Origin of the sequence: Thermocoleostomius sinensis A174 (assembly GCF_026802175.1) — a bacterium.
GTDB lineage: Bacteria > Cyanobacteriota > Cyanobacteriia > Elainellales > Elainellaceae > Thermocoleostomius > Thermocoleostomius sinensis.
The window spans coordinates 3,467,708-3,487,606 of sequence record NZ_CP113797.1 but is presented as its reverse complement, the minus strand read 5'-3'; the positions used below and the strand labels follow the sequence as shown (position 1 = coordinate 3,487,606).

The 19,899-nt window shown below is 47.8% G+C and carries 11 protein-coding genes and 2 pseudogenes; 8 read left to right on the top strand and 5 right to left on the bottom strand.

Features of this window, described 5'->3' with window-relative positions:
* Positions 1-383: 383 nt before the first annotated feature.
* Positions 384-1,289, bottom strand: coding sequence for an ion transporter (locus OXH18_RS15105; RefSeq protein WP_268607929.1), 906 nt, complete (start codon positions 1,287-1,289; stop codon positions 384-386).
* Positions 1,290-1,319: 30 nt separating this feature from the next.
* Positions 1,320-1,751 carry a VOC family protein gene (locus OXH18_RS15100; protein ID WP_268607927.1) on the bottom strand — a complete coding sequence of 144 codons (432 nt, stop codon included), beginning with the start codon at positions 1,749-1,751 and terminating at the stop codon, positions 1,320-1,322.
* 268 nt (positions 1,752-2,019) lie between these two features.
* Between OXH18_RS15100 and OXH18_RS15095 the strand changes: the two are divergent.
* From OXH18_RS15095 to OXH18_RS15085, 3 genes and pseudogenes are all read left to right on the top strand, one after another.
* Positions 2,020-2,136, top strand: a pseudogene (locus OXH18_RS15095) (helix-turn-helix transcriptional regulator); the annotation flags it as partial.
* Between the two features lie 99 nt (positions 2,137-2,235).
* Positions 2,236-2,724: pseudogene (locus tag OXH18_RS15090) on the top strand (Clp protease N-terminal domain-containing protein); the annotation flags it as partial.
* A gap of 6 nt (positions 2,725-2,730) precedes the next feature.
* A complete protein-coding gene (locus OXH18_RS15085) occupies positions 2,731-3,189 on the top strand; it encodes a Uma2 family endonuclease (protein ID WP_268613191.1) in 459 nt (152 codons plus the stop codon).
* Here the strand turns inward: OXH18_RS15085 and OXH18_RS15080 are convergent.
* Positions 3,158-5,896: a GAF domain-containing sensor histidine kinase gene (locus tag OXH18_RS15080; protein WP_268607926.1), complete on the bottom strand. Its 2,739-nt coding sequence runs from the start codon at positions 5,894-5,896 to the stop codon at positions 3,158-3,160. The two genes, OXH18_RS15085 and OXH18_RS15080, sit on opposite strands and share 32 nt — an antisense overlap.
* 190 nt (positions 5,897-6,086) lie before the next feature.
* On the opposite strand from OXH18_RS15080, the gene OXH18_RS15075 reads away from it, so the two are divergent.
* The gene (locus tag OXH18_RS15075) at positions 6,087-6,890 is read left to right on the top strand and encodes a TIGR00297 family protein (RefSeq protein WP_268607925.1); all 804 of its coding nucleotides are present in this window, start codon (positions 6,087-6,089) and stop codon (positions 6,888-6,890) included.
* Positions 6,891-6,979: 89 nt separating this feature from the next.
* On the opposite strand, the gene OXH18_RS15070 is transcribed toward OXH18_RS15075, so the two are convergent.
* Entirely contained in the window at positions 6,980-10,600 is a 3,621-nt protein-coding gene (locus tag OXH18_RS15070) for a response regulator (protein ID WP_268607924.1), read from the bottom strand.
* An 833-nt stretch (positions 10,601-11,433) separates the two neighbouring features.
* Here OXH18_RS15070 and OXH18_RS15065 point away from each other — a divergent pair.
* Positions 11,434-12,141 carry a GNAT family N-acetyltransferase gene (locus OXH18_RS15065; protein ID WP_268607923.1) on the top strand — a complete coding sequence of 236 codons (708 nt, stop codon included), beginning with the start codon at positions 11,434-11,436 and terminating at the stop codon, positions 12,139-12,141.
* Between the two features lie 550 nt (positions 12,142-12,691).
* Entirely contained in the window at positions 12,692-14,530 is a 1,839-nt protein-coding gene (locus tag OXH18_RS15060) for an FAD-dependent oxidoreductase (RefSeq protein WP_268607922.1), read from the top strand.
* A gap of 39 nt (positions 14,531-14,569) precedes the next feature.
* On the opposite strand, the gene OXH18_RS15055 is transcribed toward OXH18_RS15060, so the two are convergent.
* Positions 14,570-17,980, bottom strand: coding sequence for an ATP-binding response regulator (locus OXH18_RS15055; protein WP_268607921.1), 3,411 nt, complete (start codon positions 17,978-17,980; stop codon positions 14,570-14,572).
* Between the two features lie 448 nt (positions 17,981-18,428).
* Between OXH18_RS15055 and OXH18_RS15050 the strand changes: the two genes are divergently transcribed.
* Positions 18,429-19,322 carry a circadian clock protein KaiA gene (locus OXH18_RS15050; RefSeq protein ID WP_268607920.1) on the top strand — a complete coding sequence of 298 codons (894 nt, stop codon included), beginning with the start codon at positions 18,429-18,431 and terminating at the stop codon, positions 19,320-19,322.
* A 183-nt stretch (positions 19,323-19,505) separates the two neighbouring features.
* Entirely contained in the window at positions 19,506-19,832 is a 327-nt protein-coding gene (gene kaiB, locus OXH18_RS15045; protein WP_268607919.1) for a circadian clock protein KaiB, read from the top strand.
* Positions 19,833-19,899 lie beyond the last annotated feature (67 nt).

Sequence of the window (19,899 nt, the reverse complement as noted above, 5' to 3'; positions counted from 1 at the left end):
AGGGCGCTACTCCAAGTTTGAATAACGCACAATGAATGTAGGTTTATCTTTAGCCTACTGTGTTCAAAAAAGCATTGCAAACCTGAAAAGGCAGAAATTTCCCCACTGTCTAGATTACGTGCTAGATTGCGTGGGCTATAGATTCAGAGCAGGGAAGGGAAGTCTGCTGAAAACCACCAAATTACTCAACCCCCTACCCCATGTTTAGGCTGGAAGAGTTGTTCTAACTAGCTGACTGAACCATTCCCCTCATTCCTCACTCCCTCCTTCCAGGGGCGAAGGGACTGCAACCCCAAACCCTAGATCGAACACTCCTTGTCCACGCTGGGAGAGGGATTAGGGTGAGGGCAGTGCGAGGATTGTCAGTCTAGCAGGTAGGTAGTTCAGTCTAGCTGCCGTTTTTGTTGGACGGTCAATTCCTCATTCAATGTTGGTAATTCACAGGCATCTCCTGTTTTGACCAGTGGCTTTCCACAAATTTTGCAAAAGCGAGCATCGGTATCATGAATTGACAATCCGCAATTGATGCAAAGAATTTCTTGATTGATCTGTTTAGATGTTTTCAAAAGTTGCTTAATTAATTCTCCAATTTGCCAAGGAATGAGTGCAATTCCAGTCAAAATCATCAATACGGTTAGCAGCCGACCCACTTGTGTAGTTGGGGTCAAATCGCCGAAACCGACCGTTGTCATTGTCGCGATCGAAAAATATATAGCATCCAAGAATGTATTGAAACGTCCAGAATTACTAGGGTGTTCGGCTTGATAAATTAATCCAGAAAAGATGAAAATAATCGTAAATAAAGTGAACAGAATTCGCACTAAAATCGCGCTATCTTCGCGAGTGACATATCCAAAAATTGTTTTGCCTTCCACATAGCGCAACAGTCGCAGAATGCGGAACCAGCGAAAAATCCTTAAAAAACCAACATCAATATGAAGTGGGACAATCAAAAAGGGCAGAATAGCGAATAAATCAATTAATGAATAAAGGCTGAAAAGGTGGCGAATTTTGTTTTCAGCGCACCAAAACCTCAAAAGATATTCGATCGTGAAAATAGCTAAAATTGCTTGATTGCCTGTATCTAAGTAAATTTTGATGGTCTCAGGAATGGAATAGGTTTCAGCAATAAAAATAGCAGACGATAGCAATACTAAACCTGCGATCGACAAATTTATCAATCGGCCGATTGGCGTTTCAATATCCTCTAAATAAAACTGAATTTTTTGCTTTATTGCATAGAAAAAATACGCCTGCACATGAAGAAAAACATTCCACAATGAACTCATAAATAGCTAGATTTTTTAAACATAGCAGCATTAAGCTCGATCGCCAATTTGAGTATATTCCGCTTCACCAAAAATCGCAGAGGCATGGGCGTAGTACTTAAATTCCATCAAATTATGGAACGGATCTTCTAGAAAGAAAGTGCGATGTTCTAACGGTAAACCCGTGAAGCGATACTTTGGAGATTGATAAAATTTCAATCCTCGTTGTTGCGCTCGACTTAGCAGATCCTCCCAGTCTGATTCACTGGTAAAGATCAGTCCAAAATGACGCGGATAGATGCCTTTTTGTGGTGTCAATGTCTCGTGCGTTAGATGGGCCACTAACTGATGCCCATACAAATTCAAAATGACCGAATTAGCATTTTCTCGACCTACACTGCACCCTAAACCATCGGCATAAAAAGCTTTGGCTGCGGCAATGTCGGTCACGGGAAAGGCAAGGTGAAATAGCACGTGGTTCATAGCAACTGATGAAAACCTGGTTAAGACAGGCTTATAAATAAGAACTGTAGTTATAGAATAACGAACTCGCCTGATTGTGTTAGCAAGGCAACCAAACCAGTTGTAGGCAGCTAGACGGGCATCAGAAATGGCACCGCAACTTTGTCAAAATTTGACAAACTTAGTTTACAACATGCGTGTAAAGCAAGATTGACACACTGTTTCATTTACTTTACCATGCGACTATGGTGATGGAGAGCCGTTCTATCGATGCAAAGTTCCCCTAACCATGCACAATCGCTTACGAATTCTTAGAGCCGATCGCCATTGGTCGCAGGCAGAACTGGCAAAACGTCTCGGAGTCAGTCGGCAAACCATTAACGCCCTGGAAGTGGGACGATATGATCCCAGTTTGCCGCTAGCGATCAAAATTGCTCATTTGTTTGATTGCTCGATCGAAACCGTTTTTCTTCCAGACCCCCTTGAAACTCCAGAGGATCATGCAATGTTTAGGCGATTTACGGAAAAAGCTATTCAGTCAATCACGCTTGCCCAAGAAGAATCTCGCCGCTTAGGGCATAACTTTGTAGGAACCGAGTTTATTTTGCTGGGGCTGATGGCCGAAAACACAGGACTTGCCGCCAAAGTACTGAAAGCAGCTGGTGTCAAACTAGAAGATGCTCGTCGAGAAGTCGAGAAAATCATTGGACGGGGCAACGAGGAAGACAGAGTTGAAATTCCGTTTACGCCAAAAGCCAAAATGGTTTTGAACTACGCTAAACAAGAAGCTCGGCAGCTGCGGCTAGGCTACATTGGCACTGAACACTTACTGCTTGGTACGCTGCGGGTTCCTGATGGAGTGGCGGTGAGAGTTTTAGAGGCTCTAGGCGTCAACGTATCGAATTTGAGGCAGCAGGTACTCAATGAACTATCCCCGATCGCATCCGGTTCCGCTACGATGACCTCTTCAACGCCCGCTCCAATCCTCTCAGACGAATCAATGACGGATTCTCCAGCCGATTTTACCTCTGGTGAAATCAATACCCGCTTTTGTGCCCGCTTGTTTGCCTGGGTAGAGCCGCGTCAGTTAGGATATGTGCTCAGTTCCAGCGTTGGCTACCGTTTGACCAATGGTGAAGTGGTGGCCCCGCGCTGTTCGTTTATTCTCAAGGAACGCCTGAAGCGAGCACCACGGACTTACCCAGAGTTGATGCCAGATTTGATTATGGAAATTAAGTCGGCGTTCGATCGAATTGCCCCTGTGCGGGAAAAAGTGCTGTCGTTTGTGAACCAAGGTATCCGCATTGGCTTGTTGATTGATCCAGACCAGCGCACTGTGACTGTGTATCGATCGAATGCCGCAGAATCTGTGCTAGAGGACGGCCAATTGTTGACCATCCCCGAATTACTACCAGGTTGGGAACTGCCTATATCAGAGTTGTGGGGGACGGCTGCCTAATTGGAATTTCGATAATAAATTCTGCCCCTTGCCCCGGAGCCGACACACAGCGAAGTTGCCCACCATGTTTATCGGTGATGATTTGATAGCTAATGGAGAGTCCTAATCCAGTGCCTTTGCCCACAGGTTTTGTGGTAAAAAATGGATCAAACAAGTGGCTCCGCACCGCTTCTGACATTCCCATGCCGTTGTCAGAAATGCGAATGGCAACGCGCTCATTGTTCAATGCCTCGGTGCAAATGCGGATAATAGCTGGCTGCTGGGCAATGCTTTGAGGCGATCGCTGCAAATTCCATTCCTCTAGTGAATCGATGGCATTGCTGATCAAATTCATGAATACTTGATTTAGCTGTCCGGCATAACACTCAACCAGCGGCAAGTCTCCATAGGTTTTAATGAGTTCAATTCCTGCAACATCTGGTTTACCACGCAGTCGATGTTGCAAAATTAACAGCGTGCTATCAATACCCTCGTGAATATTGACTAATTTCATTTCAGCTTGGTCAAGACGAGAGAAATTGCGCAACGACAACACAATTTGTCGAATCCGATCGGCTCCTATTTTCATCGACGCAATAATTTTAGGCAAATCTTCGCTAATGAAATCTAGATCGATTGCTTCAGCTTTTTCCCGAATGGTTGTATCTATCTCACTGTAATGCTGCTGATGCAGTTGGGTCAGGCTTAGTAAATCTTCTGTATAACTGGCAATGTAGTTGAGATTGCCATAAATAAAATTCACAGGATTATTGATTTCATGGGCTACACCTGCCACCAACTGCCCCAAGCTCGACATTTTCTCGGTTTGAATCAGTTGCGCTTGGGCTTGCTGTAGCTCCCGCAGTGTTTGAGCTAGCTGGTTCGCTTGAGATTGCGTTTGAGCTAGCAAATCGGCTTGCGCAAGGGCTACACTTAGCTGTTCTGCCACTTGACTGACAAATTGAATTTCGCTGGGTTTCCACTCCCTGACGTGGGCACATTGGTGAATACATAATAATCCCCAAAGGAACTCTCCTTTCAGCAACGGAGCAACGATCAAGGCTTTTACTTGAAACCGATTGAGAATGCTGATATGACAATTTTGTAGATTTGCATGATGAATATCATTAATAACCAGTAAACGACCTTGTTGATAGAGAGACTGATAAAGTTCACCGAAGCAATGATCGTGAATTCTGATTTCCAATGCTGAGGAAAACTTAGATGATACTTTTTCGGCGACAAACTTACCATCTGTACAGTCTGAATCTAAATCAAACTGATACACTCCCACGCGATCGACCTGTAAGATTCGTCTTACTCTCCGAGTGACCGTTGCAAAAATTGTACTTAGATCAAGAGATTTACGCATTTCAGTGACAACTTCAAACAGAATTTTTTGCTGTTCGGTTGCTTGCTGCAATTCTATTGTGCGCTCTTGCACTTGGGTTTCTAAAGTCAAATTGAGCGATTGAATGCGCTGATATAATTCATTTTGTTCGATCGCTGACGCAAACTGATGTCCTAAATTCTTTACAAGTTGAATATCTCCATCACTCCAGGGGTGTACCTGTCCACTCTTAGATTCTCGCCAAACATCAAACGATAACCGTGGATAGCGTTGACGTTCATCGGGATCGAACTGTCCAGCCCACAAGGTTTCTGTTTCAATTTCATTGCGAAAAAGACTCAAATAGCCTACCCATTGTTGGCGTATCCACAGTGGCACAATGAGGAGCGATCGAATGGGGGTCGTTTGAAAAAAGGATTGCAGATTACGCAGACTAGGCGTTTCATACAGATCGGTAATGGCCCAAGGTTGAAAATCACCAACGGTTTGAAAGTGATTTGTCCAACCGCTATATTGCTCGATGTATGGCCACTTGGCTCGATCAGGAAGGGTAGGTTGTGCACCACTGATATACAAATTGGGTGAGGAACCTGCCAGTATTCCCTCAGCGTTATACTGCCCTTTGAAAAAACCACCCTGCACAAACAATCTCCCACCAGAGCCTTGTAAGGCTGCCACGGTTTCATCCAACGCTTTTTGTAATTCGATCGTCGGCAATGAATGCAGAAGGGTAGTAATGCGGTTGATTGTGGCTTCACGGTCAGCCTTCTCTCGTACCTGTTGCAGCAACATTGATTGAGTAATTGCCACTGAAAGTTGATCGACAACTAGTTGAATACCTTGCAACAGGGCTTCAGAGATAACTTTTGAGTCGGCATGGTGGGACACTAATAATCCCCAAAGTTGTTCGTGGTAAAACACAGGCACAACCATCGAAGACTTCACTCCCATCGCTGTGAGATATTCCGCATGGCATGGATCAAGCGAACGATATTGAAGAGAAGATTCTCCTACGTTCAGGTTATTAGCGGAACTTTGCCCAATTTGACCAGATTCCACATCCACCACCGATCGCACCCTTGCTTGTATAAATAATTCTCGTGCATGGAGGGGAATATCATCAGCCGGAAAATTTAGCCCTAAAAGGGACGGCAATCGGGTTCGATCGACTGACTCTGCCACCACTTGACCATTGTGATTGGGGTAGAACTTATAGATCAAAATGCGATCGGTTTGCAAAAATGCCCGAACTTCAACAACCGTGGCATCCAAAATTTCTTGTAATTCCAGAGATTGCCGAATTCGATCGGTAACGTGACGCAGTAAATTTTCTTGCTCTACCTGAAGTTGGCAATTGGGCAAAGGCGAGATGGTCATAGTGCAGCTACTTGATTGCGTATCTGCTAGGTTTCCCATTCTTGATGTATCGCTAAACTTTGCAATCAAAGTTGAACTAACGCAACAAAGCTTATTTATAAACATTCAGCGAGATACCCTGATCGAGGGGTATCTTGAGACCAAGACAAGCACAACTCAAGTCCTATGGTTAAGATCTGTGACTACCTTCATGTCGATTGAAATTCTCGATGTCCTCATGCCCTGGCTGATTGCAGTGGGTTTAAATTCCGTATTGCTGGCGATCGCCTGGTTTGTACCCAAAAAATTACTGACGCCTGCGGGTCTACTTCATGCCTGGGCCTTAGGCATCATGATTTGGGGCACGTTGGGGTGGCGAGGGTATACGGTCATGATGTTTTACTTCTTGGTGGGGTCAGCGGTGACGCGCATTGGCATGGCCGAAAAAGAGGCAGCAGGGATTGCCGAAAAACGATCGGGAGCCAGAGGACCAGAAAATGTCTGGGGATCTGCTCTCACAGCAATGCTCTGTGCTTTGGGTGCTTACTTTGCTTCTACGATCGCTTCTGCTTGGACACCCGAACTAGTGATTCTGTTGCTGCTGGGTTATGTGGCCAGTCTCAGCACTAAGTTGTCAGATACTTGCGCCAGTGAAGTAGGCAAAGCCTATGGAAAACGCACCTTTTTGATTACGACCCTGCAACCAGTAGCCCGAGGTACAGAAGGTGCAGTCAGTTTAGAAGGCACGCTTGCCGGTATTGTGGCGTCTGCGGCAATTGCTTCTGTGGGTTGGGCGGTAGGTTTGATTGGCTATCTCAGTATCGTAATTTGTATCGTTGCCGCCTTTATTGCAACTAACTTAGAGAGTGTAATTGGAGCAACCCTGCAAGCAAAATATGATTGGTTAACGAATGAATTGGTCAATGTTGTCAATACCTTTTTAGGGGCGATCGCAGCGATTGTGATTGCAATTCTGCTACAAGTCATAGCAGCCCAACTACTAGGCATCTTCTAATCCCGCCCAAAATCCCGCCAAAAAACGATTGCTGGAGATCAGTCGCCGCCCACTTAGATCTACTCATTTACTTTATACCTTGGGGTACTTTACGCCTTGGAGCGTTCGATGGTCTGCTTTTGTAATGGGTCAGGATGAATAGCAAAGGTGAGTACTGTCTCATCCACGCCCTTCAGTTTCAGTGGACTGCATTTTGTAATGGCGTCCTTTTCCAGTTCCAGGTAATCAGCAACGGCCGCAGAAACCAGAATCGTGCTGGGTTCAGCCGCTTCCTGAATGCGGGCCGCAATGTTGACACTAGGTCCGATCGCCGTATAGTCGGCCCGTTCCTCTCCACCAAACAATCCAACCACAGCCGTTCCTTGGTGAATGCCACACCGAAACTGCACCCGTTGAGTAATGCCCTGAGCCTGCCAGCGATCGTTTAACTGGGCGAGTGTACGATACATTTGCCGAGCCGCTGCAATGGCGCGTTTCACTTGTTCGTTAGGACTCATTTCTTCGGGTGCCCCAAAAATTGCCAGGATCGCATCGCCCATAAATTTATCGACCGTGCCGCCATGTTCAAAGATGGCATGGGTCATGTCTGTTAGGTACTCATTGAGCAGTTCTGATACTTTGCGGGATCGCAACGTGTTGGAAAGCTGGGTAAACCCAATAATGTCGCTAAACAGAATCGTGATCATGCGAGGTTCGGGGCGCAAATCCAATGACAATTCTCCTCGGCTGGCCTTGTCTACCAACACCGGGGGCAAAAATCGTCGCAGCACCGATTTAGTTAAATAGGTGTTTAAATCTGCCACCTTGCGTTCGTTTTCCTTCAGCGCCAGCAAATTTCGCACTTCGGCCAACAGCTCGCGATCGTTAAACGGTTTGGACAAGTAGGCATCTGCACCTGTCTCGGCTCCCTCAATGCGAGTATCTTCGTCAGCTTTGGCGGTTAATAGTACGATCGGTGTTCCTCTAAGAACTTCGTGTTGCCGAATCATTTGAATCATTTCCAACCCGGATACCAATGGCATCATTAAATCAGTGACAATTAGATGTGGAGCCAAGGTTTGAGCCAGTTGAAACCCTTCCGCACCATGTCGAGCGGTATATACTTCGTGCCCCGATCGCTGCAACACACTTGAAACATAGTGGCGCATATCAGCATTGTCTTCAACTACCAGAATTTTGCTCGTTGATTGATGACTGGATTTGCTGAGCGCTGAAGTCGCAGTTGCAGTAGATGGGCTTGTTACCTCAGCCACTTGTTGAATTGGCTCAACAGACCCTAGCGATGGGTGTGTTGTCAGTTCCTGGAGGTCTGTTTCAATATCGGCTAATTCAATCGGGGCACGATTGGGTTCAATCCCAAGCCCCTGCTCGCTGACTTGATCGACGGGCAGATGCTCTTTGCCTATTCGCAGTTCGATTGTAAACCGAGTGCCACAACCGTAGGTAGACTCTACGCAGACATTACCACCATGCAACTCGACCAGTTCCTTGACCAGCGCCAAGCCTAATCCGCTGCCCTCATGACTACGACTCGCCGAACCATCTGCCTGCCGAAAGCGTTCAAACAAGTAAGGCAGTTGATCGGCCCGAATCCCGATACCCGTGTCTTGTACTTCAATCAAACAGCGATCGGGAAATGGGGTCAGCGTCACGCAAATGCTACCCCCTGCGGCCGTGAATTTAATGGAATTGGACAACAAGTTATACAAAACTTTGTCAAATTTCTCGACATCTAAGTAAACTAACGGACACTCTTGCAATGCCGTCGTTAACTGAATTTGTTTCTTCTCGCAATAGGGCTGAAACGAATCGACAATGTCAGATACCAATTCTAAGAGATGACAAGGGCGAAACTGGGGCTGCATCCGCCCCGCATCAAGTCGCTGTAAATCGAGCAGTTGATTGACCAATCTCAGTAAACGTCGGGAATTGCGCAGCGCAATGACTGATTGTTCATAAGAAAGCCCTTGCTGCTGAGCAACAGCAGACTCTAACGGGCCCATCGTCAGCGTTAAGGGGGTGCGAAATTCGTGAGAGATGTTTTGAAAGAATTCAGTTTTTTGGCGATCGAGTTCCAGCAGTTGTTCAGCCTGTTGTCGAGTAGTTTGATAAAGACGAGATTGTTGCACAGCAATAGCAGCTTGGGCGGCCACCGCTTGGGCCAATTCAATTTCAGCTTGTTGCCAGTGACGGGGCGTGTGGGTTTGTCGCAGCGAAATGCTGCCAATAATTTTGCCATCGTAGAGCAGAGGCACAACCAACAGCGATCGAGCGGGTGAGCGTAGGGGCAAGTCTGGCAGGGTCATCTCTGAATGCTGACTTAAATCAGCAATCATAACTGGGGCTTGGGTTTGCAGCACTTGTTGAAGAACGGGATTACCCGCAATCGGAGCAAACGACTGGGGCAGATGATTGGTTGCCATTGTCTGCGGGTTAGACGGCTGGGGCATTGCAGAGAGCCAATCCACAGACGCGGCTGATGTCACCGATGCTACGGAATCACTGCTCTCGGTGAGCTTGTCGATCGCCGGAGTAACATCGTGTAGCCCAACACAATGAACAAACTCGTCGTCTGCGGTCCACAACGAGAGGGCACAACCGTCTGCTTGTAAGGCTTGCCCTAATTGCTGCGTGATGGCGGCAAAAATTTCTTGCGGGTCTAGACTAGAACGAATAGCAGCGGTAATGGTATTAACCAGCGCTTCCCGCTTGGCCAACGCTCGTACTTGTTCGTAGGCACGAGCTTGTGATAACGCCAAGGCGGCTTGATCGGCCACCATTACCACGAGTTGCACTTCGTCATCATGCCAACGGCGAGGTCGGTGACACTGATGCAGCGCCAAAACAGCCATAAGTTCCTGCTGTAATAGCGGCACAATTAAACTAGAGGAAATGTGTGTGTGCTCGTAAGCGCGGCGACGGCGTCCAGTCGGATCAGCATCGATGTGGGCATCGGTTTGCACGTCATGGATCACCAGCACATCCTGGGTTTCCCAAACCGTTTGCATCAGTTGATGAAGTTCGCCATCTGGTTGAGAGTCCACGGGTGCGCAGGCTGCGCTGTCGATCGCCGGGTCTAGCTTCAATAGCGGAGAGGATGTTGTGGATCGGGCTGTGTACACAAACCATTCATCAACCAACTGTCCATCTTGAAACGGACGGAGAATACAGCGATCGACTTCAAACATGTGCCCAACGGTTTCGACGATCGTCTGCAAAATTTGCCGATAATTGGGGGCACTGCGAATGGTATTCGTGACAGCATTGAGCAGCGATTCTTGCCGTAAAGTGCGGCGTAGCTCTTGTGTACGAGTTTTTAAAACATTGTGGGTGTCAACGGCCTGCCGTACTACAGCTTTCAGTTCATTATCGTCCCAAGGCTTGGTGACATACTTAAACACTTTGCCAGCGTTGATGGCATCGACCAAATCTTCTACATCGGTATAGCCCGTTAAAATAATGCGAATGGTATCGGGGTATTGCGTGGCTGTAAGGCTGAGAAACTCTGTCCCACTCATGTAGGGCATCCGCTGATCGGAAATGATGGCGGCCACCTCACCTTGATTTTTTAAAATTTCTAGGGCAACGGGCCCACTCTCGGCTCGCAACACTTTAAACTCTCGGTGGAAGGTGCGATAGAGCAAATCGAGATTATCTGGTTCATCGTCTACAACTAAAATCTTTGGTTTTTCGTCATCTGATGGCTTCATGCACCGTTCTCCTTGGGGGCAGGCAAATGACAAGACAAGTGTGTCTCAGGCAAGCCATCCCTGGGAGGGTTAGGATAATGGCTGAGGGGAAATAGAAGGATTGAATTCGCTCGGACGAGGTGACAGGCATGTCATGCAATCTATCCATTGTTTGAGCAAAGACACAACTACGCTTGAAATAACGGTTTGAACAGTTGATTGTGATGCAACCCGAGGGACAACCCAAGCATTGGTCATGAGTAGCAGCAACGCCCAGTGATTCATGACCTGGGATAAAACTGTGCAACCGACCAGAAACTAACTAAAAACAGCGAACAGAAATAGCTAGTAGGGATGACCATTGCGCCCCAGTAACCGCGCTTTATTAAGAGCCAAGTTGTCAACGATCGGTTTGATTTCTTTCACCCCCCTAGTGAAACTTCAGGAAAGCGGTTGTGCAAGCTGCATTTTTCCCTCATCCTCCACCCCCTACTCCTAAGTTTTGGAAAAGGGGAGCCAAATAGGTTTGAAGTCTCTCCCAAACCTGAGAGATTTAGGGTAAGAGCAGTTTGGTGATCGCGAAGCAGGTGCGTTGAAACTGCACTAGCAAGCAAGATTGCAGCACCGGAATCAAATGCCCTCCTTGGGCAAAGAGGTGGAGGGATAAAGCCACGCCAATGATTTCACCTAGGGTTACTGGATGATTTAGCTCTAAAACAGCATCTTTAAAGAACAGCCGCGGATTTCCCCATGTAGACTATGCTGTTCATGAGGTTCTCTGACGTTAGAGTACCCATGTTCAAGCAACGAGTAACCCGTCCCCACCTGAGAAGTGTCAGTATTAAAATAGGGTTATGTTTTCCCACGATCGCCAGATCATCACCTTTATCAAAGCCTTGTCACTTTTCCCCTTACCCCAGAGGTGGGAGCCGTTGCCTCCTCTCAAGTTACCCTTTTTTGTCCGAACTGTTCGCCATACCGACCTATTCCATTTGGCAGAACTGTTGGCGCAAAGTTTTCACCGTCAAGAGGGTGTGCTGGGATGGTTATATCCAGTGCTGCGAGTGGGTATTTATGAAGACTTGCGGACTCGCTTGCAAGCACCCAAGCGATACTACACTTGCTTGGTCGCAGTGTTGCCTATTGGAGCTAGTTTGAATGGAACGTATTCGACTAGCGCTGATCTGACCGAGACGCACCAGATTGTGAAAGAGGCAAGCGATCGTATTATTGGCACAGTCGAAATTTCGCTGCGACGCCCATCGTTGAATCCATTTTGTCGTAATCGCTATCTGTATCTTTCTAATTTGGCGGTGCAAGAAGAGTATCGGCGTCAAGGAGTGGCTCAACAACTTTTGCAGACCTCAGAACGGGTCGCATCAGACTGGGGCTTTCACGATTTATATTTGCATGTGTTGGAAAATAACCATCGAGCGCGACGGCTGTATTGGAAGGCGGGCTATCGACTGAAGTCAATCGACGCGAACCCGTTGGGCTGGGTGCTGGGGCGTCCCCGACAACTTTTATTGCACAAGCCCTTGGCTCAGAACCAACTACCCTAGCAATATGAACCATCCAATCAAAACTCGCCTACCACGATGTGCGACGCTCTGGCCCTCACCTCCCCAACCCTCTGCTCTTCACTCAGAGACCCATCGTGTTAGTAACAACTCCTATCGACAGCGAAACTAAGCAACCTGCCGCGTTGGTACTAGTTTAGCTGTTGTTCTAGTTTAGTTGTTTCTGTTGTCCGATCGAGGCAGAACATATCAACCAGAACTGGTTTGGATTCTTGCGCTTTGAGAGATTTTTTGGGGATTGACAACGATCGTCGCTGTCTCATTCTGCTTTGATCCCTGGTGTTTTAGCTTATGTTTAGATAGCGATCGCCCCGAATTAAGGAAACATTAAAAAAACGAAGAAATCTCGAAGTTTCTGTCACACTTAAAAGTGTTCAAATGGGGTCAGCCGATATAAAGACCCTAATTATAAATCCCTGTGAATACCTAACTGTAGAGCGCTGGGGCCACCAATTTGGTTCTGGCGCTTTACATTGCTTCAGAAAGCAGTGTGCCGTGCTTAGCGCAACAAGTTTGAAAACACAGACTCAAGATGAATGCACTGGAAGCCGATGTTCTGATTGTGGGTGGAGGAACGGGAGGAACGACGGCAGCCATTCAAGCGGCGCGTCGGGGAGCAACCACAATATTAGTCAGTGAATTTTCCTGGTTGGGAGGAATGTTAACAGCGGCGGGCGTAGCGGCTCCCGATGGCAATGAACTAGCTGCCTTTCAAACGGGACTGTGGGGAGCGTTTTTACAAGCATTACAGCAGCGACAGCCTCATGGACTAGATCATGCATGGGTGAGCTTCTTCACCTACGAGCCTCAGATTGGCGCGGCTATTTTTGCCGATTGGGTACAGGCATTACCTAATTTACATTGGATTTCAGGACAAGTTCCCCTAGAGGTCTTGACATCGGGCAATCGCATTGTCGGTGTTCGGTTTGCCGATTATGTCGTGCGCTCGAAACTAACGATCGATGCGACAGAACTGGGGGATGTGCTGGCACTGGCTGATGTGCCCTATCGTTGGGGATGGGAGTGGCAATCGCAATGGCAAGAACCCAGTGCCCCTTCAGGACCTAACAACTTAACGCAACAGTATTCTGTGCAAGCTCCAACGTGGGTGTTTGTGCTACAAGATTTTGGCAGTACGGATAAGGCTCCAGCTATAGTTCTTGATCCCGCTATGCCGCCAGAGTTGCAATCATTCGGACTGCAATCGTTTACTCAGACCTGGGACGGCTACGGAACCGAGCAGTTCCTCAATTACGGTCGGTTGCCGAGCGATCGATTCATGATCAACTGGCCGCAGCACGGCAATGACTATGGAGTGAAGCTCGATCGGTTAGTCGAATCAACAGCCGCCCGCGCAGACTTTTTGCAAGAGGCCCACTGGCACAGCCAGCGCTATGCTCAGTTTTTGCAAGCTCAACTGGGGCGACGCTATGGGTTGGCGGAAACCACCTTCCCCAGATTGGCAACCGGAATTGGAGGGGGAGCCTTTGCGCTGCACCCCTACTACCGAGAAAGCCGACGAGTGCAAGGATTGGTGACAGTATGTGAACAGAATATTTTGCCTTTGCCTAACGGCCACGTTGCTGAATTACCCATCGACGCTTCAGGACGAGCCGAGCCGATCGCCCTCGGTAATTATGCTAACGATCATCACTATCCGGGCTATGAGTTTTCCTTGACCGCAAAATCCGTTCGTTGGGGAGGGCGTTGGACAGGCACACCGTTTACCCTGCCCTACCGTTGCCTGATTCCAGCCACTATAGATGGCTTGTTGGTTGGCGAAAAGAATATTTCGGTGTCTCATATTGCCAACGGTGCAACGCGCTTGCAGCCTGTTGTGTTAGGGATCGGGCAAGCGGCTGGTATGGCAGCCGCCCTATGTGTCGAACGACGATGCCAACCGCGATCGTTACCCGTGGAAGACCTCCAAATGGCCCTGCTTCATGATCCAGTTGCTCCGGCCGCGATCGTACCCTTGTTTAACTTACCGCCCCATCATCCAGACTGGTTGCAGTGGCAGCAGTATTATCTTACCCATCCCGATCGCTATCCAGCCGATGGTCTGTGTCCAGCAGCCGTTCCTGCCCCTACCTTGCCCCTCAGTGCTTCTGTCCAAACTTTCATCGGAGTGTTCCGACAACAAGCATTCCAGTCCTATACAATTCTGCTCTCGGAGCCAATCGAGTGGTCAGGGCATACCTTTTGCTTAGTCACCCTATGGCATGACATCAATCAGCAGCTACAGCACTACCGCACCGGAGACCACCTCCAACTTCAGGGTAGACTGAATCGATCGGGTAACTGGATTGTGGTGGAAAAAGTGAGCTTGAAACAAAGCCAGCAACGTAGTAGCGGAATGGATAGATTTTAATTCCTCATCTCCCCTGTTCCCTATTTCCCTCCCCTCATCCTACCGCTCGGTGAGCACTTGATTAATTCGGGTAAGCAACTCTGGAACAGGCAGCGACGCAGGCAAAATGTCGGTGGCGATCGTACTCCAACGCTGTTGAAACTGTTGCATGTCTTCACGGCTAGCAGGATCAGCATCCGAACGGCAGTTCCAAACCAAAATTGGCGGTTTCGGATTGAGACGTTCGATCGTCTCAATGATGTCGAGAAACAGAGGATGCAAGTTACTGGAAGAATGGACGCAAAGCAGTAGCAAATCAACACTGTGATGTTCTAACTGTTGGACGACCTGTTGCCAAGAATGCCCTACGGAACTGCGAAATCCAGCCATTTGCATATAGTGCACCAACGCCTGGGTTGAATTCAAAGACCTAGGTGGATTGGGACTGTAGTGGGCCTGCGGGTACAAATCGGAAGGGGCGGCGCTGGCCCACGCATCTTCTAAGGCTGAGACATCAGCAATTAAAATGTGCGGTGTCCAATGAATTCCAGCCGCCATCTGAATCACTTGCCACAAGGCTGAACTGGTAGGTTGTTGAATCGGTTGGGGTTGGGTAGGCGGATCGGATCGTTCAGCAGAGACTAAGCAGGGGAATACCGATAACCCTGGAGTAACGTTAGCTGCATGGGTAATTTCGACGGTTAAGGTGACGATCGGCAAGGCTGCCAGTTCGGGATAGTTAACCAGTTGTCGCATATACAACAGCGGTTCAGCGAACGTACCTCCAATCACTATCACATTAGGATTCCAAACCTGGGCAAGCAGATCGGCCTGATCTAGATCTTCTACTTCCAGAACCCGACATTGATAGGGATGTAGCAAACTGGTTAGATCTTGCAAGTCTGAAAGCGAATCATCAGACGCCGCCGGGGTGATCTCTACCGTAGATACCTCTGAAGACGGCAGGGTATTGCCATTGAGATACAACACGGTCAAACTGGGGGAGTTAGCAGACGGCTCAGCCGTAAACTGTTCCACTAGACGATTTGTGCATCGCTGCAATGCCTCGGCGCGGATGGGTAAGCTTAAAAACGCATTGGCTCCGTTTTGAGAGGCTTGCTCACGATCGGCTCGTGTTGCGGTAATAACGACCGGAATATGGCGAGTTTCTTCATCCGCTTTCAGCAGCGTCAGCACATCCCAACCCGACAGCAGCGGCAACAATGGATTGAGAAACACAATTGCAGGCTGTAAACGACGAATTTTCTCCAAAGCTTCCGTTCCCGATCGGGCAATGGCCACCCGATAGCCCAACTCTAAAATTTGATGGGAGGTTGATTCAATGAGCGATGGATCAGCTTCGACAACCAGCATTAAGCGATTTTGAGAAGTGATGAGATTTGGAGAAGGCGTGTGGCGCTTGGCGTCTTCCTTCTGTTCTGCCGTAGCTTGAGGGGGGCTAGGCGGCAGCAACAGCGTAAATTCACTGCCTTGACCTTCGATTGAAGTAAAGGTGATATCGCCACCGTGCAAGCGAGCCAACCGTTGCGTCAAAACTAGCCCCAAGCCAGTTCCCTCAAACTGGCGTGTCATGGGGCTTTCAAGTTGCTGAAACTTCTGAAAAATTAAATGCTGTTTATCGACTGGAATGCCAATACCTGTATCCCAAACAGTGAAGGCAATCCAACCTTCCCATTTCTCAATACGCAGCCCAATTTCTCCCTCTGGAGCCGTAAATTTCAGGGCATTTGACAACAGATGGCACAGCATTTGTCGCAAGCGCAGTTCATCGGCTACTAATGTTTCCAGTTGATCGCAAATTTCCAAATGGAACCGACTGACAGTATCAGTAGGATTGGCTGGATCGGTGCTGTTTCCGGCGGAATGAAGTTGCCGAGCTTGTTGATAAGCACTGCGACAAATGGTTTCAATGCGCACAGGTTCCAGCGTCAACTCCATCTGTCCGGTTTCAATGCGTGTCAAATCCAAAATGTCATTGACGATCGAAATCAGGTGACGGCCGCTTTGGTGAATGAGGCGGGCATAGCGAGACTGGCGCTCATTCAGTTTCCCCAAGGCCTGGTCTTTTAACAAACTTGATAGCCCCAACACAGCCGTTAAGGGGGTCTTAAGTTCATGGCTAATACACGACAAAAATTCATCCTTGAGGCGATTCAGTTGTACCAAATCGGCATTCTTGGCAGCCAGTTCCCTAGCAATTTGATGTTGTTCAGTAATGTCATGCGCCAAAATTAGCCACAAAAATTCAGTCTGCGCCAGCGATCGCCACTCCGGATCAGGATTAAAGCCTAAAGTTGCCAGCTTAAATTGGGTCAGGTTATTGGTGCTGTCAGTCTGAGTGCCCCTCGCTTGAGGATCGAGTGAATGCTCCGTTGTGCGGGCTGAGGTCAACCCCATCGGCACTTTCAAGAATTTCCAGATACGCTCTTGACCATTTTTAAGCGGACACACACAGACACAGCCGTTTGGTTCGCTGCTCAGCCGACAAACCCCAACATGACGAGAAGCGGCAGTCCCTCTCGGCTTTTGCCAACTACTCGGCTGTAACATGTCCAAATCCGACGCAACGGCAGCATCCTGAAGATGGGTAAGGGGATGAGCCATTGAATCGGTAGGCGCATCAGACTGTTCCCAGTGGGTAGACTCTAACACAACCGCCACCTCTCGCCCTAGGTGGGTGGGATCTTGTAAACTACTCACCTGTTGCCGCCAGACCAAATTTTGGGTAATGATTCGCCCATTACTCGTTTGCAGCATGAGGGGAACTGGAATGCGCTCTAGTAGATCGATTAATGGATCGATCGCTGGCATTGTTGAACCACAAGGGTGAAGGGCTTCAGGAGGATCGATCGCCGATGGGGATACGGTCATCTCCCTCGCAATCGGAGTGGGGGAGGTTGGGCTTAACTTTGAAGAAAACCCAGGTGATAATGTAGGACTCGTCAAACGTTGTAAAAGCCGCAGCCGATCGACCATTCCAACATACTGTCCAATGGCATCAATCAACACCCAAGGCTGATCGATGGCAGCAAAGTAGGGTTGAAGTTGCTCGAGTTGCCAGTCCATCGGCAACACCACGACGGGATCTAAGTAGTCTAAAACAAGGGCAAGTGTACTGCTAGGATCAAGCACACAGCGAAATAATTCCACTTCAGACTGCACACCCGTTAACCTGCTGTCCCTAGTAAGCTGTTCAGCGCGTTCAACTCTTCGAGTTCGACTGTTTTGAAGCCCAGTGTCTTGAAGATGGAGGGTCTTTGATGGCCGATCGGACAAACAAAAATGCAGCCAATGTTGCAGCGTGAAGACTCCTAGAGGGTGCTGTTGGGTATTAACAACCACAAGCTGATGGTGCCCAGCCTGAAACAACTGCCACACGTCAATCAGAGATGTCGTCTCAACACAAGCTGAGACAGAAAGAACAAATTCCCGCAGTGAGACCGTGTTCATGGTGTGTGGTTGCTCGTACAGGAGCCAATATTGCATCCAAAATTAATGCGAAATCACCCTACGTTGCCGTTGGGATGGCGACCATCGACGATAACCCGATCGATGCTCAACCCTGACCCAATGAGTAGAAGAATTTTTTTAAACTCAATGCTCTAGCGCCCAGCCCAAACTCCCAAGAACAGTGCAATATAAGTACAGTGCCGATACACTGCCATTCAACAGCATCACTCAATAGAATCAGCCGCTCTCGATTCATCTCCTTTCAATCGCGTAGATCCTCATTGTAGAGAGCTACTTTAATTATGGCTATCTCCGCTAGAGAACCGTAACTTTTCAACTACAATAGTTGTTAAGTATTCTAAAATAGCAAAGATTTGTAACTGGGTTGTGCGGTGCAACCTTGTGTCTCCATGTTGTCTAGTTTGCTGTTCATTTCTAAGTCAAGACTTTGCGCTCTCCTCTGTCAATTTGCATTTTCTATACGTCCGATGACTTGGTTCAATCCCTTCCTCAGTTCTTGAGTGTGGCGTCTGGGCACCAAGACGATGGGCGCTATCATATCACGTCTTTTCGATCGGCACAGGAGTTTTATCGCTTCATTGGACGGGACACACGTCATATTGACTGTCTGATTCTACAAGACTCTGCTGAGCTAATCCAGTTGTTGGCTGATCTGCAACATCAGGCTTTGTTATTTCCAGTGGTGGTGGTAGCAGAGACGGGTTCATCTCATGCTGAACTCTTGGCTAAGCTGCAAGCCACATATCATTCCGCGCTGGTCTATCTTTCCAAGACTCAACTGCATCAACTAGGCTGGGCGATCAATCATGCCATTGGTCAATTCATTCAGCTTTCCTCCACCCAACAACCCGTCGCTGCCTTCCCGGCTGCCGATTCGGTAGAGCGATCGATTACTCAACAATCTCTTTCTTTAAAGGCTCAACAAATACGCCTAGCTGAAAAACTAAAAGAACGGCTCGGATACCTTGGCGTGTACTACAAAAGAAACCCGCAAAACTTTCTTCGCCATATGGCTCAGCCTCAACGAGAAGAACTGTTGCAGCAATTGAGACAGGAGTATCGCGAAATTATCCTGACATACTTCTCTGATGAACCAGATCTAAACCAAAAAATTGATAACTTTGTTAATGTTGCGTTTTTTGCCGATGTTCCAGTTTCACAGATTGTCGAAATTCACATGGATTTGATGGACGAATTTGCTAAGCAACTCAAGCTAGAAGGGCGTAGCGAAGAAATCCTTCTTGATTATCGTCTAACCCTTATTGATACTATTGCCCACCTGTGTGAAATGTATCGACGTTCAATTCCTCGAGAATCATAAGAGGGAAACCTTCTAAGCAATAACTCGCCGGTTCAATCCAACTACGTCTTACCAGCAAAGAAATTACACATCTAAGTATTACAAAAAAGTGTGGTGATTCGGCGATCTCGATAAAACAGTATTATGATGCCCCAAGACGCTGCTTATTCTTTATCCTCAACCTAAGGTGTCTACGCCAAACCCATGAGTCCATTAAAAAAAACTTACATTCTCAAGCTCTATGTCGCTGGCAATACACCCAACTCAGTGCGGGCACTTAAGACGCTGAATAATATCTTGGAGAAAGAGTTTCAAGGCGTATACGCGCTAAAGGTTATTGATGTTTTAAAAAACCCGCAATTGGCAGAGGAAGACAAGATTTTAGCAACCCCCACGTTAGCTAAAATTCTACCGCCGCCAGTCCGCAAAATCATTGGGGATCTCTCCGATCGCGAAAGAGTCTTAATTGGTCTAGATCTTCTTTATGATGAGTTACAGGAGGAAGAATTAGAAGAACTTCAAGACCAATAAAATTTTGCGATTTGCTCGGTTCTGATGACTGAATCCCATTAGTGTTGGCTATGTTAACCAGAGCCAG

Bases quoted from the DNA above. Each gene is read 5' to 3' on its own strand.
- OXH18_RS15105 (WP_268607929.1), bottom strand. From the start codon at position 1,289: ATGAGTTCATTGTGGAATGTTTTTCTTCATGTGCAGGCGTATTTTTTC.
- OXH18_RS15100 (WP_268607927.1), bottom strand. From the start codon at position 1,751: ATGAACCACGTGCTATTTCACCTTGCCTTTCCCGTGACCGACATTGCC.
- OXH18_RS15085 (WP_268613191.1), top strand. From the start codon at position 2,731: ATGACGGATTCTCCAGCCGATTTTACCTCTGGTGAAATCAATACCCGC.
- OXH18_RS15080 (WP_268607926.1), bottom strand. From the start codon at position 5,896: ATGACCATCTCGCCTTTGCCCAATTGCCAACTTCAGGTAGAGCAAGAA.
- OXH18_RS15075 (WP_268607925.1), top strand. From the start codon at position 6,087: ATGTCGATTGAAATTCTCGATGTCCTCATGCCCTGGCTGATTGCAGTG.
- OXH18_RS15070 (WP_268607924.1), bottom strand. From the start codon at position 10,600: ATGAAGCCATCAGATGACGAAAAACCAAAGATTTTAGTTGTAGACGAT.
- OXH18_RS15065 (WP_268607923.1), top strand. From the start codon at position 11,434: ATGTTTTCCCACGATCGCCAGATCATCACCTTTATCAAAGCCTTGTCA.
- OXH18_RS15060 (WP_268607922.1), top strand. From the start codon at position 12,692: ATGAATGCACTGGAAGCCGATGTTCTGATTGTGGGTGGAGGAACGGGA.
- OXH18_RS15055 (WP_268607921.1), bottom strand. From the start codon at position 17,980: ATGAACACGGTCTCACTGCGGGAATTTGTTCTTTCTGTCTCAGCTTGT.
- kaiB (WP_268607919.1), top strand. From the start codon at position 19,506: ATGAGTCCATTAAAAAAAACTTACATTCTCAAGCTCTATGTCGCTGGC.